Consider the following 17820-nt stretch of genomic DNA (forward strand, 5'->3'; position numbering starts at 1 on the left):
AAACAGCGCATAAATCCCCGCAAGCAAGGGCATATTTCATGACCAAACCCGTTATTTTGACCATTCTAGATGGTTGGGGCCTGTCAGATGACACCTCCGCCAACGCGCCCGTTCTGGCGAAAACGCCAACGATGGATCGGTTGATGGCGACGTGCCCCAATGCCACTTTGATCACCCATGGGCCGGATGTGGGCCTGCCGACCGGGCAAATGGGCAATTCCGAAGTTGGGCACACCAATATCGGCGCGGGTCGGGTGGTTGCGATGGATCTGGGGCAGATTGATCTGGCGATCGAAGATGGCTCGTTCTTCAAGAATGAGGAGCTTCTGGCCTTTGGGGCTGCGGTCAAAGCGGCCGGCGGGCGTGCGCACCTGATGGGGCTTGTGTCCGATGGCGGCGTTCACGGCCATATTGAGCATATCAAGGCTGCGATCAAAGCTTTGACGGATCAAGGAGTTGAGGTTGTTTTCCATGCGATCACCGATGGTCGTGATGTCGCCCCAAGTTCTGCCAAGTCCTTTATGGCTGAGCTTGTCCAAGGCCTGCCGATGAACGCGCTGATTGGGTCAGTGACCGGGCGGTATTACGCCATGGATCGCGACAATCGTTGGGAACGGGTTGAGACCGCGTACAACGCCATGATCTTGGGGCAGGGCGAGGCGGCTGCGGATGCCCAAGCGGCCGTGTCTCAGAATTATGCCAAGGAAATCACAGATGAGTTCCTACCTGCGACGGTTATCGGTGACTACGATGGGCTCAAATCCGGCGATGGGTTCTTTTGCCTGAATTTCCGCTCTGACCGGGCGCGCGAGATTTTGGCGGCGATTGGGGCACCTGACTTTGATGGGTTCGACCGAGATCAGGTTGAGCTGTCGGCCTTGTTGGGCATGGTTGAGTATTCCGACGCGCATAACGGCTATATGACCACGGCCTATCCGAAGCGTCAGATCACCAACACCTTGGGCCATTGGGTCGCAGAGCAGGGCAAAACCCAGTTCCGTTTGGCCGAGACTGAAAAATATCCGCATGTGACGTTCTTCTTGAACGGTGGGGTCGAAGTGCCCGAAGCCAATGAGGAACGGTTTATGCCCAAATCGCCCAAAGTGGCGACCTATGACATGCAACCCGAGATGAGCTCCGGTGAAGTAACCGAACAGTTCTTGGCGGCGATTGATCACGGCTATGACCTGATCGTCGTGAATTATGCCAACCCCGATATGGTGGGCCATACCGGTGATCTGGGCGCTGCGATCAAGGCCTGTGAAGCGGTGGATGCCGGTTTGGGGCAAGTCGTGGCCAAGTTGGAAGAGGTTGGTGGCGCGATGCTGGTGATTGCGGATCATGGCAATTGCGAAACCATGGTCGACCCGGAAACCGGCGGGCCGCATACTGCGCATACGACCAACTTGGTGCCGGTTGTTCTGTTTGGTGGGCCAGATGGCGCGCAATTGCGCTCTGGACGTTTGGCCGATGTGGCCCCAACTTTGCTACAAGTGATGGATCTTCCCAAACCCGCCGAAATGACGGGAGAAAGCCTGATTTCGTGAAGCGGTTTTGTCTGATACTGGCCCTTTGGGCCGCGCCTTTGGCGGCACAGGATGGCGGTGCGGCAGCGCGTGCCGCGGCCGACGCGCTTGAGGCGGCGGCGGTTGGATTGGATCAGGCAGACAGCGCACGAGACAGGGTTGCCGCGCTGACTGAAACGGTTCGTGCCTACGAAGACGGGCTGGCTGCGATGCGTGAAGGGTTACGTGCTGCGGCCATTCGTGAGACCGAGTTAAGCCGCAAGCTTGATGCCCAAGAGGCGGATGTTCAACAATTACTTGGTGTCTTGACCGCGATGGGTGGCCAAGCTGAGCCCAAAACATTGCTGCATCCGCAAGGCCCGCTTGGCATGGCTCGGTCTGGCATGTTGGTGGCGTCCGTGACGCCGGGATTGGCGCAACGGGCGGCGGAACTTGGGCAGGACTTGGAAGAGGTCAGTGCCCTGCGCCAGATTCAACAAGGCGCGGCGCAGACGTTGGAAAAGGGCCTGACGGGTGTCCAAGATGCGCGCACTGCTCTGTCCAAGGCCATTGCCGATCGCACGGATTTGCCTCGTCGCTTTACCCAAGACCCGATCAAAACCGCGATTTTGATCTCGGCGGCCGAGACGTTGCAAGGGTTTGCCTCAGGCCTGTCGCAGATTTCAGAAGACGATGACGCGCCGGTCACCACAACTCGCATTGATGATCGGATGGGGCTGTTGCAGCTGCCGGTGCGGGGGATCATTCTGCGCAAAGCTGGCGAATCCGATGCGGCGGGGGTGACACGCCCCGGCATTGTGATGGCGACACAGCCTCAGGCCCTGGTCACAACCCCGGTTGCCGCAACGATCCGATACAATGGTCCGCTCCTTGATTACGGATTAGTTACCATTCTTGAACCACAAGCCGACCTTTTACTTGTTTTGGCCGGGCTTGATGCCGTTTATGGTGATATCGGCCAGGTTTTGCCCGAAGGCAGCCCCGTTGGGACGATGGGGGGCGTGATGCAGATGAATAATTCGTCACCTTCGAGTGAAGGGGGTGGCGCTGAGCGTTCCGAAACGCTCTATATAGAGGTCAGAGAGGGCGAGACGCCCGTCGATCCACTTTTGTGGTTCGCATTCGACAAGGGATAATAAGGTATGAAGAAATTCGTCATGGCCGCGTTGGGCGGCACATTGGCCTCGGTGGTGGCAACCACACAGTTTGTCGGCCCACTGCTAGCCCAAGAGGCAGATCGCCCTGCCAGCGTCTATGAACAGCTTGACCTGTTTGGCGATATTTTCGAACGCATCCGGGCGCAATACGTCTCTGAAGTTGATGAGGCTGATCTGATCGAGGCGGCTATCAACGGTATGTTGACCTCGCTTGATCCGCATTCCAGCTATTTGCCGCCACAGGACGCAGAAGATATGCGCGTCCAAACCCGCGGTGAGTTTGGCGGTTTGGGCATTGAAGTCACCCAGGAAGAGGGCTTTGTCAAAGTCGTCTCGCCGATTGATGGCACCCCTGCAGATGCCGCCGGTATGGAATCGGGCGACTTCATCACCCATGTGGACGGCGAATCCGTTTTGGGCCTGAAGCTGGACGAAGCGGTTGATCTCATGCGCGGCCCGGTTGGGTCGGAAATCGTGATCACCGTTGTGCGTGAAGGCGAAGAAGAGCCATTTGACGTGTCGATCATCCGCGATACCATCAAACTGACTGCCGTGCGTTCGCGTCTCGAAGGGCAAACGGTTGTTTTGCGGGTCACCACATTCAATGACCAAACCTTCCCTAACCTTGCTGACGGCCTTGCCAAACAGGTCGAAGAAGCTGGCGGCATGGAGAATGTGAACGGCTTTGTTCTGGATCTGCGCAACAACCCCGGTGGTTTGCTGACCCAGGCGATCCGCGTGTCGGATGCTTTCCTTGACGCCGGTGAAATCGTGTCGACCCGTGGTCGCAACCCTGCCGACGGCGAACGCTTCAACGCCACGCCCGGTGATTTGGCAGAAGGAAAACCCTTGGTCGTTTTGATCAATGGCGGGTCTGCCTCGGCGTCTGAAATCGTTGCCGGTGCCTTGCAAGATCACCGTCGTGGTATTGTCGTTGGGACAAAATCTTTTGGCAAAGGGTCGGTCCAAACCGTGATGCCATTGCGCGGCGAAGGGGCCATGCGCCTGACCACAGCGCGGTATTACACGCCTTCGGGTCGTTCGATCCAAGCGCTGGGCGTTTCGCCTGACCTCGTGGTGGATCAACCCCGCCGCAGCCCAACGGATGAGGACGAGGATGAAACACCAAACCGTTTCTCCCGCTCCGAAGCGGATCTGCGCGGCAGTCTCGACAACGATTCTTTGACCGAAGACGAAATCCGTCACATCGAAGAAGATCGTGCCAAGGTCGAAGCGGCGGCCAAGCTGCGCGAAGAGGACTATCAGCTGGCCTATGCCATCGACATCCTGCGTGGCTTGTCGGTGCTCGGCGAGAAAAAGTAAGACAACGGGGCGGGGAAATTCCCCGCCCTTTTGCATTGTGGTAACTGTTTTGGTGTCCTATCTGGCCTGCGATGCTGGAACGGTATAGCTCTGGTTTAGCTAGAGAAGAGGGCCCTATGACACCTGAAGAGATTGCCAAACTCCCCTATCGCCAAAACGTCGGCGTGATGCTTGTCAACGCAGATGGACACGCCTGGGTCGGTCAGCGTTTGGATAGTGACGTGCCCGCGTGGCAGATGCCCCAAGGTGGCATCGACAAAGGTGAAGATGCCCAAGCCGCCGCCCTGCGCGAGCTTGAGGAAGAAACAGGCGTTTCCGCCGATTTGGTGACTGTTGAGGCGCAGACAGAGGGCTGGATCGCCTATGATCTGCCTCATGACATTGTCCCGAAAATCTGGAAAGGCCGCTATAAGGGGCAGGAACAAAAATGGTTCTTGCTGCGGTTTCACGGTTCGGACGACAACATCAATATCGACCTCCCTCATCCCGAATTCTCGAAATGGCGCTGGCTTGCCGCGGATGATGTTGTCGAACAGATCGTGCCGTTTAAGCGCGGCGTTTATGAGCAAGTCGTAACAGCGTTTCGTGGGTACTTGTGATGCGTGCAATTGTTGCTCTTGCTCTTGGATTGCTGATCATGGCGCAGCCTGCCTTGGCGCTTAGCTGTCTCAAACCCAATCCAGTGCGCAGCTACCTCGAAGCGGATGCTTCGGAAGAGCGCTGGGGCGCTGTGCTTGGACGGCTGGATTTTGACGAAGGTCGTTTGCCACCGACTGTCTCTGGCGGCGGGCATTCGGATGTCGATCTGCACGCGCAATTGGTGGGGCATTCGCTGGATGCTGACGGTTTCACCAACCCGTTTCAAGGGGCCATAACCCTCAGGATCGTGTGCACGGGGTCATGGTGTGGGCGCGCCCGATCAGGTGGCCATTACCTGATGTTTATCAAACGGGAAAAGGGCAAGCACGTTGCCTTCGCAAATCCATGTGAGGCCTGGATGTTTGAGAACCCGCGCAAAAAAGCCCTTCGCGATGTGCAGCGCTGTTATACGGGCGGCTACTGTCAGCCCGATGATGACGATTAAGCACTAAGGGTGGTTATCACCCTCATCGGCAAAGCGTTTTAGCGCCTCACGCAAAAGGCCAACACGATGGGGGCGAAACGAGCGCCCCGTTGTTTCGAGATTGGCCATGCGATCAAGGCGAAAGGTCCGAAACGCCTGTCGCAATTGGCATTCGGCCACAAGACAGTGGCTTTGCTCAAAAAAGATGATGGATAGGGGTTTGACCTCGCGCTGGCTCGGGGCTCCGTTGCGATCCGTATAATCAAAGATGACCTGTTTCTCTTCCCAACACGCTTTGCGCAGCGCGCTTGCGTCGATTCCTGGAACCGGCGTTTGGGTGAAGCGATGGGCGGTCAGGACTGCGTGTTTCAACCGATGCGCCTGTTTTTCCGGAAGGCGCGCTTTCAGGCGGGCCATCGCGCGGGATGCGGCCTGAGCCAGAGCCGGATCACCAACAGCCCGGACTTCGCGTAACCCCACGACCAGCGCTTCGATCTCTTCATCATCAAAGCTTAGCGGTGGAAGATGCGCGTCTTCTATCAAGGTGTAGCCAAAGCCGGCGGCACCATCGATCACGGCCCCCAATCCGCGCAAAGAGTCGATGTCTCGATAAAGTGTGCGTTCAGAAACCCCGGTTTCCATCGCCAATTGCCCCGCCGTCACAGGGGGCGGCAGGCGGCGCAGAGTATCCATCAATTGAAACAGGCGTTCGGTACGAGACATGGCAAACCCATACTGCCCAATGGTGACAGAAATTGACAGTGGGAGGGCAGGTGACCCCGCCCCAGCCCCAAAAGTTTGGTTATTTACGTTTGCGCGTCACTTTGCGTTTGGTTTTTGAGCTTTTGATCTTTGATTTGGTGGCTTTGCGGCGCGGTGATGCCCCGGTCTTGCGTCGACCCCGGCCATACCCGCGGCCCATGCGGCCACCGGTGCCGCGCTCCATCTCATCGCCGTCAAGCTCAAGCATTTCAAAGGCAATGCCGCCAGTGACAGGGGCCGCTTCGATCAGCTTGACCTTGGCGCGCATACCCAAGGCGATAATCCGCCCAGAATTAGAGCCCATCAAGGTACCAGCATCGCGGTCAAAATCGAAATATTCGTTGCCGAGGGTTGAGATCGGGACAAGCCCATCGGCCCCGGTTTCATCCAGTTTCACAAACACTCCAAATTTGGCGATCCCGGAAATACGGCCGGTAAACTCAGCCCCCATCCGGTCGCTCAAAAAGGCAGCCAGATAGCGATCGGTGGTATCACGCTCAGCCATCATTGAGCGGCGTTCTGTGTCAGAGATATGCTGGGATGTGGCCTCAAGCGTTTCAAGATCAATTGGCGATAGACCGTCATCGCCCCAGCCATGTGACGTAATCAGGGCGCGGTGAACGATCAGGTCAGAATAGCGGCGAATGGGCGATGTGAAATGCGCGTAGTTCATCAGCGCGAGGCCAAAATGCCCAAAGTTCTTGGGGCTGTAATAGGCTTGGGTCATTGACCGCAAAGTTGATAAGTTTATCAGTTCCGCGTCTTCTGTTCCCGCCGCATCGCGCAGCAATTTGTTCAGATGTTGCGTTTTGAGAACCTGACCTTTGGCCAGGACCAACCCGGCGCTTTGGGCCGTTTCACGCAGGCTATCGAGCTTATCAACCGGTGGCTCTTCGTGCACCCGGAACAACAGCGGCGTATCCTTGGCAATCAAGGTTTCGGCAGCCGCGACATTCGCGAGCACCATGAACTCTTCGATCATTTTATGCGCGTCAAGCCGTTCGGTGAAATCGACTGATGTGACTTTGCCATCATCCCCCAAAACAATTTTGCGCTCTGGCAGATCAAGCTCAAGCGGCTGGCGACGTTCCCGTGCAGATCGAAGCGCAGAATAGGCGGCATAAAGCGGGCGGATCACCGGGACGATCAACTGTTCGGTCCGCTCATTGGGCGCGCCATCCATAGCGGCCTGCACTTCCTGATAGTTCAGCGAGGCAGGAGAGCGCATAAGCCCGCGCAAGAAGTGATGTGACAGCTTGTTGCCCTCGGCATCCAAGACCATGCGCACAGCCACACAGGCGCGCGGTACGCCTTCATGCAAACTGCACAGATCCCCCGAGAGGCGGTCAGGCAACATTGGAACAACCCGGTCTGGGAAGTAGCTGGAATTGCCGCGTTTTCGGGCTTCTCGATCCAAAGCAGAACCGGGGCGCACATAATGTGACACATCTGCAATCGCCACCCAAACGATATGGCCACCGGCATTCTTGGGGTCGTCGTCGGCCTCCGCAAAAACGGCATCGTCGTGGTCGCGTGCATCTGACGGGTCAATCGTGACCAAGGGCATATCGCGCAAATCAGTGCGCCCGGCGAGACCAGCGGGTTTCATGGAATCGGCTTCGATGAGAACCTCTTCGGGGAAATCATCGGGAATGCCATGTTGATGGATCGCGATCAAAGACACAGCACGCGGCGCGGTGGGGTCGCCCAAACGCAGGGTGATACGTGCCTTTGGCAGTCCCATCCGTCCCTTGGGTCCGGCCTGTTCAGCCTCGACCAATTCGCCATCTTTGGCACCGCCAGTTGCATCATTGGCGACCAGCCATTCTTTGTCGCTGCCTTTTTCGATAGGCATGATGCGGCCGCCTTCAGCCCCTTTGCGAAAGATACCAACAACTTTGCTTGGGCTGGTGCCGATGCGGCGGATCAGCCGCGCTTCGTAGTTGTGGTCTTCGCTATGCACGACCTGAAGGCGTGCCAGAATACGGTCACCTTCGCCAAGCGCCGGGTCCGAGGGGCGTGGAATAAACAAAACCACCGGCTCCACACCTTCGCCATGCCATTCCAAAGGCCGGGCAAACAGATCGCCGTCATTGTTCGGGGCCAGCACCTGCAACACACTTACTGGCGGCAGGCGGTCGGGGTCTTGATAGGTCTTTTTGCGCTTTTGCAAATGACCTTCTGCCTCCAACTCTCTCAATAGGCGCTTGAGATCAATGCGGGCGGCCCCTTTGATCCCAAAGGCTTTGGAGATGTCGCGCTTAGAGGTCAGGGTCGGGTTTTCGCTGATCCAATCAAGGATCTCGGGTTTTGTAGGCAGCTTGGTCATGTCCCCCCGTAACACGCGGAGCAAACAGCGTCATGGCCTATTCGGCCTGTCGTCTTCTATAGGCGGATAATTCCGCATTTGGGCTATAACTTCGAGAGATCATCGACGGTGTCCACATCGCGCAAGGTCTCAACCAAAGCGACACGCGCGCCAGCAAGGCTTGCAATACTATCGCTCAGTGTGTGTTCAGACGACCAACGGACATTGTCAAAAAGCCGGTGTGGGACATGACCACCATTGTGCAGGCCAACCAACCAATAGCCGCCATCTTCAGCCGGCCCAAAAACCGCATCATGATTGCCAAGCGCCTCGAAGGCTTTCCATATATTCGGCCGATCAATACCAGGAATGTCGGCTCCGATCACACAGGCCGGGCCGCTCGGGGCATAAGACAACATCCGCGCCATCCTGTCTCCCAAGTTGCCGCGCCCTTGCGGCCAGCGGGGCAGATGCGCGGGCCAAACCCGGCTTTGCAGCCCGTCGCGGTCCGGGGCAACCGCCAAAACCACCTGCCAGCGCGGGTCTTGGATACGGCGCAGCAAGGCGGCGGATTGGTGGCGAAACCACCACGCGGATCGTGTCAATCCAATGTCACGCCCGAGCCGTGTCTTCACCCGACCAGGGCGGGGTTCCTTGACCATGACAATGACCGTACGCATCAGAGCAATGCCAATTCCATATCGCGATGCTCAATGCCTGCGTCCATGACAATGCCGCCATGAGCCACAAATCCGAGAGCTTCATAAAACCCCAACGCAGGGACTTGCGCTTGCAGGATCACCTTGCCAATTCCAGCGCGGTGTTGGGCCTGATCAATGGCCGCGCGCATCAACGCCTTGCCAAGCCCCGTTCCGCGTGCGGATGCCAACACACACACGCGGCCGACTTTGGCGTAGTCGTCACCGAATACCACGCGGGCCGTTCCCATAGGCGTTCCGTCGACCTCTCCAATCAGGTGCAGTGCCGTGTCATCGAATTCATCAAGCTCCAACTCTTCGGGAACGTTTTGTTCGTCGATAAAAACCGTTCGGCGCAGGTCAAAGCAGATGTCTTTATCCGCATCCTCCGCCACGCGAACCATCATGCGAAATAATCCGCCAAAATACGGGTGTAGATCGACTTGAGCTGATGGATTTGCGCAACCTCAACCCGTTCGTCGACAGCATGCATCGTCTTGCCAACCAACCCAAATTCAACCACCGGGCAATGGCTTTTGACAAACCGAGCGTCCGATGTGCCTCCGGTCGTTGAGAGTTCAGGCGTGTTGCCGGTTTCCGCCTCAACCGCCTTGGCGATCAAATCGGACAGCGGGCCGGGAGGTGTGAGAAAGCTTTCGCCCGAGATTTTGATTTTGACGCTGGTCTTTGTTCCAAATTCGACATCCACTGTGGCGGCTTGGTCCCGAAGCCATTGGCTGAGCGATGCTCCGGTATGGTCGTCATTGAAGCGGATGTTCACACAGGCCGAGGTCTTGGCCGGGATGACGTTTGTCGCCGGGTTGCCGGTATCTAGTGTGACAACAGCCAAGGTTGAGGCATCAAAATGGCTCGTGCCTTGGTCAAGCTCGTGACTTGCCAGACGATCCATCAAACGCACCATCGCAGGCAGTGGGTTGAGCGCGCGGTGAGGATAAGCGGAGTGCCCCTGTTTTCCTTCCACGTCAAACCAAGCGGACAAAGACCCGCGGCGCCCGATTTTCATCATCTGACCCATGTGATCGGGGCAAGTCGGTTCGCCGACAAGACACACGCTCATGGCCTCCTTTTCGGCGTCCATCCAGTCAAGCAGCGCCGTGGTGCCATCGGTGGCGTCGCCTTCTTCGTCGCCGGTGATCGCCAAAATGATGGCACCATCGGGGGGGGTGTCACGCACAAAGTCAATTGCGGCGGCGGCAAAGGCTGCGACGCCTGATTTCATATCTGTTGTGCCGCGCCCATACATAAAACCGTCAACGATTTCGGCACCAAACGGGGCCTTGGTCCAATCGGATTCCTCGCCAATCGGAACAACGTCTGTGTGACCGTTGAAACCGAAGCTCTGTGGGTGTGCCTTGTCGCCCCAGCGCGCATATAGGTTCGGCGTGCCATTACGGTCAACGCGCCAACACGAAAACCCGGCATCCGTCAGCAGCTCTTGAAGCAAGGTGAGCGCCCCGCCCTCGACAGGCGTCACAGAGGCGCATTGCACCAACTTGGCGGTCAATTCGGCGGGATCGGTGCGGGTCATGGGCGGTCTCCTTGATCTGTGGGGAACTGGCTAGCGCAGACCACGCGGATGCGCAAATGTTGCGTAAATACATCGGCATGTTTTAGGGAAAAGGCCCTATTTCGGCCAAAACCGATTGCGCTTGGTCAATCTGGACTTTGATGCGCGATCCGTTTACCGTTTGGCAGGCGTTGCATTTTTGCAAAGACACGAAGCAATGCCTCCGAGCAGGAGTACAGCAGATGAGTTGGATTGCGTTGTCAGGCCAGGGGAAATCCTGGGTCTGCCCCCGGGTTTTCGGGGGGGGAATAGAGCAGCGCGACAGGTTGATGGCACGTGGGTCGATTATGATCGAAACGCGGTTGTCTCCCGAGGGGCGGCCACAAACGCTTTTGTCCTATGAACGCGCCCATCCGTGGATCGGTGCCATTTCATTTCGCGCGGTTCCAGGCGGAGGGATCGTCCTTGTCATGACCCAAGGCGATGAAGTGTTCCATACGGTTTTGCAAAATCAACAGGACGCGCGCACCGATGTTATTCGGGTGACATTTAGCTGGGACAGCGAGGCGCGCTTTGGTCAGATTTCCGTAGAACGCCCCGAAAGCGATACTGTGATCGTTGAGACCACCCCAGCGCCGCCACCGCTTTTGGTCGAAGACATCTTTACGTTGGCGCGGCGACCTCAATTGGTTGAGTTGGATCCAGATGTGATCTTTTTCGCTGTGTCAGACGAAATCGAAGCCGTGGGGCCAATGCCATCGCTGGCGGCACAGGTGCCAGTGATGACATCCACCGGATACCGCCCAGTATCGGAATTGCGGTGCGGTGACACGGTCCACACCTATCAAAGTGGCCTTGTGCCCGTGCTGCACCGTGTATCGCGTGTCGTTCCGGCGTTAGGGTCTTTTCAGCCGGTTCGCTTGTGTGCCCCCTACCTCGGGTTGACCCGCGATTTGGTTGTGGCACCACATCAGCGTTTGGTGATTGGCGGCTCTGAAGTCGAATATATTTTTGGCCGCGAGGCGGTTTTGGTGCCGGCGCTTAGCCTCGTGAACGGTTTCACCGCCGTCTACGAAGAAGGGCTGCAAATGGTGGAATATCACCAATTGCTTTTGCCGGGGCACGAGCCATTGATCGCCTCAGGTGCGGAAATGGAAAGCCTTTATGTCGGTCGATTGCGGCGGCAGGCCAAGCAGCTGAGCCAAACCTTACTTGCAGATGTGCCGCGCAATTTGATGCCGGAACATGCTCGGTGCGGCCTCAAGGTTTTGGGGCCATTTGAAGCCATCACCCTGGCAGAAGCGCGCGCCGCCTAGTCGTCTTTGTCAAAAAAGGGCGACACCTGCGCGACAATGACCGCGTTTTCGGCCAAAGCCCGATCCATCAACTCGATCTCTTCGTCAGGAATGTCATGTCCTTGCTCGCGCCGCTCTTCGAGCGTGCCATAGCCGGTCACATCCAGTGGCGCCGTATCGGCCTGTTTCAGGATCGCAACCGTTTCACGAACGGCCTCGGCCTCGTCCACCCCGGAGGCATAGCACATCAGCGCCGCGCCCGTGCTGTCCTTGGGCAACCCGTCACCGTCCTTGCGACCGATTTCAACCAGCAGGGTGAAAACCTTGTGTTTGCGCTTTTTGGCGGTCTTTTTTTCTGTGGTCATTGCTCAGGGCACCGTTCAAAATAAGAGGCATAGCCATCGCGGATAATGGTCAAGCCTGGAGGGCTCGACAAAAGCATCATCCGGTGTTCATAGGTCATGCCTTCGCCATTGCACTTTGCGTCATAAAGCGTGGCATTCATCCCGCGCACGGCCACTGGCTCGGTCAGAGTGCAGCGGTTCTCAACGCCTTCAAAGCTGTTGTCTTGCACCGAAATCGCACCGCCATCGGCACCAACGCGCTGGCAATCCCAGTTCTCGGCTTGGCCTTCAGGATAGTATAAACCATCGTAAGGGCCAGCAGAGGCGGCGGGGGCCAGCCCAATGGCAAGCCCCACAGTCACGCAGAATGATAGACTGCGCGCCAACATCAGTCGCGCAACAGTTCGTTGATGCCGGTCTTGGAACGGGTCCGTTCGTCAACACGTTTCACGATAACAGCACAATAGAGATTGATACCGTTTTTTGATGGCATGGAGCCTGCAACAACCACCGAATAGGGCGGCACTTCGCCATACATCACTTCGCCGGTTTCGCGATCAACGATCTTGGTGGACTGGCCGATAAACACACCCATCCCCAAAACTGACCCTTCGCGCACGATGCAGCCTTCGACAACTTCAGAGCGGGCACCGATGAAGCAGTTGTCTTCGATGATGGTCGGGCCAGCCTGCATTGGCTCGAGCACGCCGCCGATGCCAACGCCGCCCGAGAGGTGGACGTTTTTACCAATTTGGGCACAGCTGCCGACGGTTGCCCATGTGTCAACCATGGTGCCTTCGTCAACATGCGCGCCGAGGTTCACAAAAGAGGGCATCAGCACAACACCGGGTGCGATATAGGCGGATTTGCGAACGATGGCGTTGGGAACGGCGCGGAAGCCAGCAGCTTTCCACTGGTTGTCGCCCCAGCCTTTGAATTTGCTGTCGACCTTGTCCCACCAGCCAGAGCCTTGTGGGCCACCGTCTTGCTGTTCCATGTCCTTGATCCGGAAGCCCAGCAGAACCGCTTTTTTGGCCCACTGGTTTACGTGCCAACTGCCATCGGCCTGCTTTTCAGCGACGCGTAGCTTACCGCTATCGAGCGCATTCAGCGTATCTTCAATAGCCTCGCGGGTTTCGCCGGTTGTGGCCGGTGTGATGGTGTCGCGCGCGTCCCACGCGGCTTCGATGGCTGTTTCAAGCTGGGCATTGGACATGGGGAAAGCTCCGGTCTCTTAGATTCCGAAGGTTGATAGCCAAAGCGCGGCCCCGCGTCACCCCAGCAGAGAAGATTAAAAGCTGAGATCGGGTTTTATTCCGAGATTCAGTACCCGCCACACCTTCCCAAGAGGGCGATGTTGCCGGACCGCCACCCTTTTGGCCCGCTCGGGGGACCAGTCGGGCTTGCGCACAAGCTAGGTATCGGCCAGCATCGAGAACCTTCGATGCCTTGGCATCTGAAAGACATTGATCCCGTGGTGTATCGGTCTCTGCACGGTTGGACAGGTAGCCACGCTCCGATCAAAAACTATCGGCGACTGCAGGGGAAATGTGGGAAAGGCTTATGTTTGTCTGGGCCGGTCGCATTTCATTTACTGGTGTAACGGAAACCAACAGGCTACTCCTTAAGGTCTGAGTTTAAGGAGTTGTTCATGAAAGACGATCGCCGCAGCAGGTTTCGCGACGCCCATACCGATTTAGATACAGCAGAGCATATCCCAGATACCGCGCAGACGCGGTCGCCCTCGTATAGTTTGGCATTTGCCGACGAAGGTTTTTTGTGCCGAGATGAGCTGCGCCCGGTGCGGCTTCAACTTGAACTGCTCAAACCGGAACTGTTGTTGGATGAGCAGGGCATTGAATCAACGATTGTTTTGTTTGGAGGCGCTCGGATTCCGGCACCTGCTGACAAAGACAAGGCCCGGACAAAAACCTTGGCGGATCTTTCGCGGTTTTATGAGGAAGCTCGTAGTTTTGCCCGGCTGATGACACGCAAGGCAATCGCAACCGGGAACCGTGATTTCGTGGTTGTGACCGGCGGTGGTCCCGGTGTGATGGAAGCTGGGAACCGGGGCGCTGAAGAGGAAGGCGGAGTTTCAATCGGCCTCAACATTGTATTGCCCCATGAGCAGGCCCCCAATCCCTATGTCACGCCAAAACTTGCGTTCAATTTCCACTATTTTGCGATCCGAAAAATGCACTTTTTGATGCGCGCACGGGCGGTTTGCGTGTTCCCGGGCGGGTTCGGTACGCTTGATGAGCTGTTTGAATCGCTCACGCTCATTCAAACTGGGCGGATGCAACGTGTGCCGATTTTGCTGTTTGGCCGTGAGTTTTGGGAAAAGATTGTCAACTGGGACGCATTGAAAGATGCCGGAACCATCAGCCCAGAAGACCTTGATCTGTTTCGGTTTGTTGAAACAGGAGAAGAGGCTGCTGAGATCATTGAAAATTGGGAGCCAGCCCCCGCAAGAAGCGATATTCCTGGGCGCTAAAGTTTTTCTGGGGCGCTAAACTTTGAAAGCAGGTTCAAGCCGATCCGTCTTGGACCTGCTCTGTTTCCAACCGGCGTTCGACCCAACGCGCGATGACTTTGCGGGCGGCGTCTTCGTCACGGTTCTCAATCGCGCTGCGCAATTCGCGAAGCGCCGTGGCAATTTCAAATTCTGACAACAACGTCTCCTGCGCACGCAGAATTTTCGGATGCGGTGTCGTGAGCATGTCAGGAGAAATGAGCAACTCTTCGTGGAGTTTCTCGCCTTTGCGAAGCCCGGTGATCGCAATTTCGATATCGCCCTGAGGGTTTTCGTCAGACCGAACGGAATACCCAGCGGCTTCGATCATCTGACGGGCCAGTTTGCGGATCGGAACCGGCTTGCCCATGTCCAACACAAAAACGTCACCGCCGCGCGCAAACGACCCGGCCAACAAGACCAGTCGTGCTGCTTCAGAGATGGTCATGAAATAGCGGGTGACCGCAGGATCGGTTAGGGTAACGGGGCCGCCGCGTGCGATCTGTTCTTCAAACAGCGGAATCACAGAGCCACTGGACCCCAGAACATTCCCAAACCGCACCATTGAAAACTGTGTGCCATCGTTGCGGGTGGCCAGATCTTGGATCACCAGTTCAGCAAGACGTTTTGAGGCACCCATGACATTGGTCGGCCGAACAGCCTTGTCAGAAGACACCAGAATAAACCGGTCAACACCTGCTTCACGCGCTGCATCGGCGATGATTTTTGTGCCAAGAACGTTGTTTGTCAAACCTGCGATGGGATTGCATTCGACCAAGGGCAGATGTTTGTAGGCCGCCGCATGGAGCACAACTTCTATGCCGTGTTCGCTCAAGACTTCGCTCAGCAGACCGGCGTTTTGAACCGATCCCAAAATTGGAACGACCTTTAAACCGTCGCTGAGTTCCCGAAGTTCTTTGTCGATGTTGTAGAGGGCTAACTCTGAGTGATCGAGCAACACAACACAGGCGGGTTTACAGGCGATCAGCTGACGGCACAGTTCAGACCCGATAGATCCTCCGGCACCGGTCACAAGAATGCGACGGTTACTATAGGCTTCGCTGACACTGGGGAGCTCATTTTCAAGCCGGTTCCGGCCAAGCAGATCGTCCATGGACACCGCAGTAACGCTTTTCTTGAGCGCGCCATCGCCGACAAGCGACGCAAACGAAGGCAAGGCATGCACTTCGCTGCCAAGGTGGCGCAACCCATGTGCGATACGGGCCAAAGCGGGTTGATTCAGGGAAGGCATCGCTAGGACGATGCGATCAACAGGGTTCTTTTCGGTAAGCTCGGCTATATGTGACGGGGCATGTACACGCAGGCCTGCAATCACGCTGCTTTGAAGCGTCGGATTGTCGTCGATAAAGGCAATGGGGTTGATGGAGTTGTCTTGACGCAACGCGGCAACCAATTGTTGCCCGGTTTTGCCGGCACCATATACGAGAATCCGCATGCGATCGGAGCCGCGGCGATAGATTTCAAGCGTGATCTGTCGGAGTACAATCCGCCATGATGCTGAAAAAACCAGAACGAGAAGGCTAAACACCACGCAAACAGCAGCGGGGACCGGGAGGCCAAAAATCTTGCCCATCCCAAAACAAGCGACACCGAGTGTAACAGCCAACGGAACGGTGCGGATGATGCCGCGCATTTCATAGGCGTTTAGTTTGGTCTGTGGCAAACCAAGGCGCCATCCCGCGGCCGACCCCAACAGGACCAAGCCAAGAACGACCGGGGCAAATTGTGCCGTGGTTGCGGCGGCCAGAGTGATGGGAGCTGTTAAAATATAGGCAGTGAGCAATGCGATTGGGATGACCAAAGCGTCGACCACGGCGAAAACCAGCGATTTCTGCTGGCGCGACATGCTGGTCACGAGCTCAAAAAACATCGTCTCTGTCCTTAGGGCTTAGCCCGGTATTGTTATTTTTATCTGCAGGTTACCCTAAAACGACGGTGTAATGCAACCAGTGGGTGTCTCTGCGCTAGGTTAAGCCCTGAATAAGTTAAGGAACGGTTAGAGGGCAAGGAGCCAATATTGATAGGCGCGAAAATAGGCGATATGTCGCGACATTTCTGCTGAATTTAGTGGCACTTTTGCTGCTTGTGCTCGTGGCGTCAGAATTTCGGCACAATCAGGCCTTTCACACAAAGCTATGCTGAGATATTGAGCGCCAGCCGCACGGGGCTCCTCCCGGCGCGCAAATGTACCTTAAGGAGGGCCAAATGGGCTATAGGGTCGTCGTCGTTGGTGCCACAGGCAATGTGGGCCGCGAAATGCTGAACATCCTCGCCGAACGGGAATTCCCCGTCGACGAAATCGCAGTACTGGCATCGCGCCGGTCGCTGGGGACAGAGGTGACATTTGGCGAGACGACGTTGAAAACCAAGGACCTGGCCACGTTTGACTTTACCGGATGGGACATAGCTTTGTTTGCTGTGGGCTCAGAAGCCACCAAAGAATTTGCGCCCATCGCGGCGTCTCAGGGCTGTGTCGTGATCGATAACAGCTCGCTTTATCGCTATGATCCCGACGTGCCGTTGATTGTACCTGAGTGCAATGCGGACGCCGTTATGGGCTATACCAAGAAAAACATCATCGCGAATCCCAACTGTTCGACGGCGCAGATGGTCGTGGCGCTCAAGCCGCTTCATGATCGGGCCAAGATCAAACGTGTTATTGTGTCGACATACCAATCTGTGTCCGGCTCGGGCAAGGAAGCGATGGAAGAACTTTGGGAACAGACCAAGGCCGTTTACAACCCCGTAAACGAAGTCCCAGCCAAGGTTTACCCCAAAGAGATCGCCTTTAACGTCATTCCTCATATCGACGTTTTCATGGAAGACGGCTCGACCAAAGAAGAATGGAAAATGGTCGCCGAAACCAAGAAGATCATCGATACGTCGATCAAAGTCACCGCAACTTGCGTGCGGGTGCCTGTCTTTGTTGGGCATTCGGAATCGATCAATATCGAATTCGAAGAGTTTTTGGACGAAGACGAAGCGCGCGACATTCTGCGCGAAGCGCCTGGCATTATGGTCATCGATAAGCGTGAAGATGGCGGTTATGTTACACCCAAAGAGTGCGTCGGCGATTTTGCCACATTTATCAGCCGGGTGCGTCAGGACAGCACCATTGATAACGGTTTGAATTTGTGGTGCGTTTCGGACAACCTGCGCAAAGGGGCCGCATTGAATGCAGTCCAGATCGCAGAAGTTTTGGGGCAGAAAGCCTTGAAAAAAGGCTGATAACAGAACGTTTTCAGCTCGGGGCCGGTGGATGCATTCTACCGGCCTTTTTTGT

Annotated in this window: 17 protein-coding genes; 8 read left to right on the forward strand and 9 right to left on the reverse strand. The window is 56.4% G+C overall.

Features of this window, described 5'->3' with window-relative positions:
* The first annotated feature begins 38 nt into the window (after positions 1-38).
* The 5 genes from gpmI to ACRBB0_RS18650 all read left to right on the forward strand — a co-directional run bounded on the left by gpmI (position 39) and on the right by ACRBB0_RS18650 (position 5090).
* Entirely contained in the window at positions 39-1547 is a 1509-nt protein-coding gene (gpmI, locus tag ACRBB0_RS18630) for a 2,3-bisphosphoglycerate-independent phosphoglycerate mutase (protein WP_431375968.1), read from the forward strand.
* Entirely contained in the window at positions 1544-2662 is a 1119-nt protein-coding gene (locus ACRBB0_RS18635) for a murein hydrolase activator EnvC family protein (RefSeq protein ID WP_431375969.1), read from the forward strand. The genes gpmI and ACRBB0_RS18635 overlap by 4 nt, the downstream gene beginning before the upstream one ends.
* A 6-nt stretch (positions 2663-2668) precedes the next feature.
* The gene (locus ACRBB0_RS18640) at positions 2669-4006 is read left to right on the forward strand and encodes a S41 family peptidase (RefSeq protein WP_431375970.1); all 1338 of its coding nucleotides are present in this window, start codon (positions 2669-2671) and stop codon (positions 4004-4006) included.
* Positions 4007-4122: 116 nt separating this feature from the next.
* Positions 4123-4605, forward strand: coding sequence for an RNA pyrophosphohydrolase (locus ACRBB0_RS18645; RefSeq protein ID WP_431375971.1), 483 nt, complete (start codon positions 4123-4125; stop codon positions 4603-4605).
* Positions 4605-5090, forward strand: coding sequence for a hypothetical protein (locus ACRBB0_RS18650; RefSeq protein WP_431375972.1), 486 nt, complete (start codon positions 4605-4607; stop codon positions 5088-5090). The genes ACRBB0_RS18645 and ACRBB0_RS18650 overlap by 1 nt, the downstream gene beginning before the upstream one ends.
* Positions 5091-5093: 3 nt before the next feature.
* Here ACRBB0_RS18650 and ACRBB0_RS18655 read toward each other — a convergent pair whose 3' ends face one another.
* The 5 genes from ACRBB0_RS18655 to dapE all read right to left on the reverse strand — a co-directional run bounded on the left by ACRBB0_RS18655 (position 5094) and on the right by dapE (position 10386).
* Positions 5094-5792 (reverse strand): helix-turn-helix transcriptional regulator, encoded by a 699-nt coding sequence (locus ACRBB0_RS18655; protein WP_431375973.1) that lies wholly within the window; start codon positions 5790-5792, stop codon positions 5094-5096.
* A 79-nt stretch (positions 5793-5871) separates the two neighbouring features.
* Positions 5872-8160, reverse strand: coding sequence for a ribonuclease R (rnr, locus tag ACRBB0_RS18660; RefSeq protein WP_431375974.1), 2289 nt, complete (start codon positions 8158-8160; stop codon positions 5872-5874).
* An 83-nt stretch (positions 8161-8243) separates the two neighbouring features.
* Positions 8244-8819, reverse strand: coding sequence for a TIGR04282 family arsenosugar biosynthesis glycosyltransferase (locus ACRBB0_RS18665; protein WP_431375975.1), 576 nt, complete (start codon positions 8817-8819; stop codon positions 8244-8246).
* Positions 8819-9244 (reverse strand): GNAT family N-acetyltransferase, encoded by a 426-nt coding sequence (locus tag ACRBB0_RS18670; RefSeq protein ID WP_431375976.1) that lies wholly within the window; start codon positions 9242-9244, stop codon positions 8819-8821. Before ACRBB0_RS18670 ends, ACRBB0_RS18665 begins: the two co-directional genes overlap by 1 nt.
* The gene (dapE, locus tag ACRBB0_RS18675) at positions 9241-10386 is read right to left on the reverse strand and encodes a succinyl-diaminopimelate desuccinylase (protein ID WP_431375977.1); all 1146 of its coding nucleotides are present in this window, start codon (positions 10384-10386) and stop codon (positions 9241-9243) included. The genes ACRBB0_RS18670 and dapE overlap by 4 nt, the downstream gene beginning before the upstream one ends.
* A 221-nt stretch (positions 10387-10607) precedes the next feature.
* On the opposite strand from dapE, the gene ACRBB0_RS18680 reads away from it, so the two are divergent.
* Positions 10608-11681, forward strand: coding sequence for a Hint domain-containing protein (locus tag ACRBB0_RS18680; protein WP_431375978.1), 1074 nt, complete (start codon positions 10608-10610; stop codon positions 11679-11681).
* Here ACRBB0_RS18680 and ACRBB0_RS18685 read toward each other — a convergent pair.
* Genes ACRBB0_RS18685 through dapD form a run of 3 tightly spaced genes read right to left on the reverse strand, consistent with a single transcriptional unit; the run spans position 11678 to position 13220 of the window.
* Positions 11678-12025 (reverse strand): hypothetical protein, encoded by a 348-nt coding sequence (locus ACRBB0_RS18685; RefSeq protein WP_431375979.1) that lies wholly within the window; start codon positions 12023-12025, stop codon positions 11678-11680. The genes ACRBB0_RS18680 and ACRBB0_RS18685 overlap by 4 nt on opposite strands.
* Entirely contained in the window at positions 12022-12393 is a 372-nt protein-coding gene (locus tag ACRBB0_RS18690; protein ID WP_431375980.1) for a hypothetical protein, read from the reverse strand. The genes ACRBB0_RS18685 and ACRBB0_RS18690 overlap by 4 nt, the downstream gene beginning before the upstream one ends.
* On the reverse strand, positions 12393-13220 hold the full coding sequence (gene dapD, locus ACRBB0_RS18695; RefSeq protein ID WP_431375981.1) for a 2,3,4,5-tetrahydropyridine-2,6-dicarboxylate N-succinyltransferase: 828 nt from the start codon (positions 13218-13220) through the stop codon (positions 12393-12395). The genes ACRBB0_RS18690 and dapD overlap by 1 nt, the downstream gene beginning before the upstream one ends.
* 435 nt (positions 13221-13655) lie before the next feature.
* Between dapD and ACRBB0_RS18700 the strand changes: the two genes are divergently transcribed.
* Positions 13656-14498, forward strand: a complete 843-nt coding sequence (locus ACRBB0_RS18700) for a TIGR00730 family Rossman fold protein (protein WP_431375982.1) — start codon at positions 13656-13658, stop codon at positions 14496-14498.
* A 34-nt stretch (positions 14499-14532) separates the two neighbouring features.
* Here ACRBB0_RS18700 and ACRBB0_RS18705 read toward each other — a convergent pair whose 3' ends face one another.
* Positions 14533-16407, reverse strand: coding sequence for a polysaccharide biosynthesis protein (locus ACRBB0_RS18705; protein ID WP_431375983.1), 1875 nt, complete (start codon positions 16405-16407; stop codon positions 14533-14535).
* A 335-nt stretch (positions 16408-16742) separates the two neighbouring features.
* On the opposite strand from ACRBB0_RS18705, the gene ACRBB0_RS18710 reads away from it, so the two are divergent.
* On the forward strand, positions 16743-17765 hold the full coding sequence (locus tag ACRBB0_RS18710; protein WP_431375984.1) for an aspartate-semialdehyde dehydrogenase: 1023 nt from the start codon (positions 16743-16745) through the stop codon (positions 17763-17765).
* Positions 17766-17820: the final 55 nt, after the last annotated feature.

It is taken from the genome of Pelagimonas sp. (genome assembly GCF_050633425.1).
Classification (GTDB): domain Bacteria; phylum Pseudomonadota; class Alphaproteobacteria; order Rhodobacterales; family Rhodobacteraceae; genus Pelagimonas.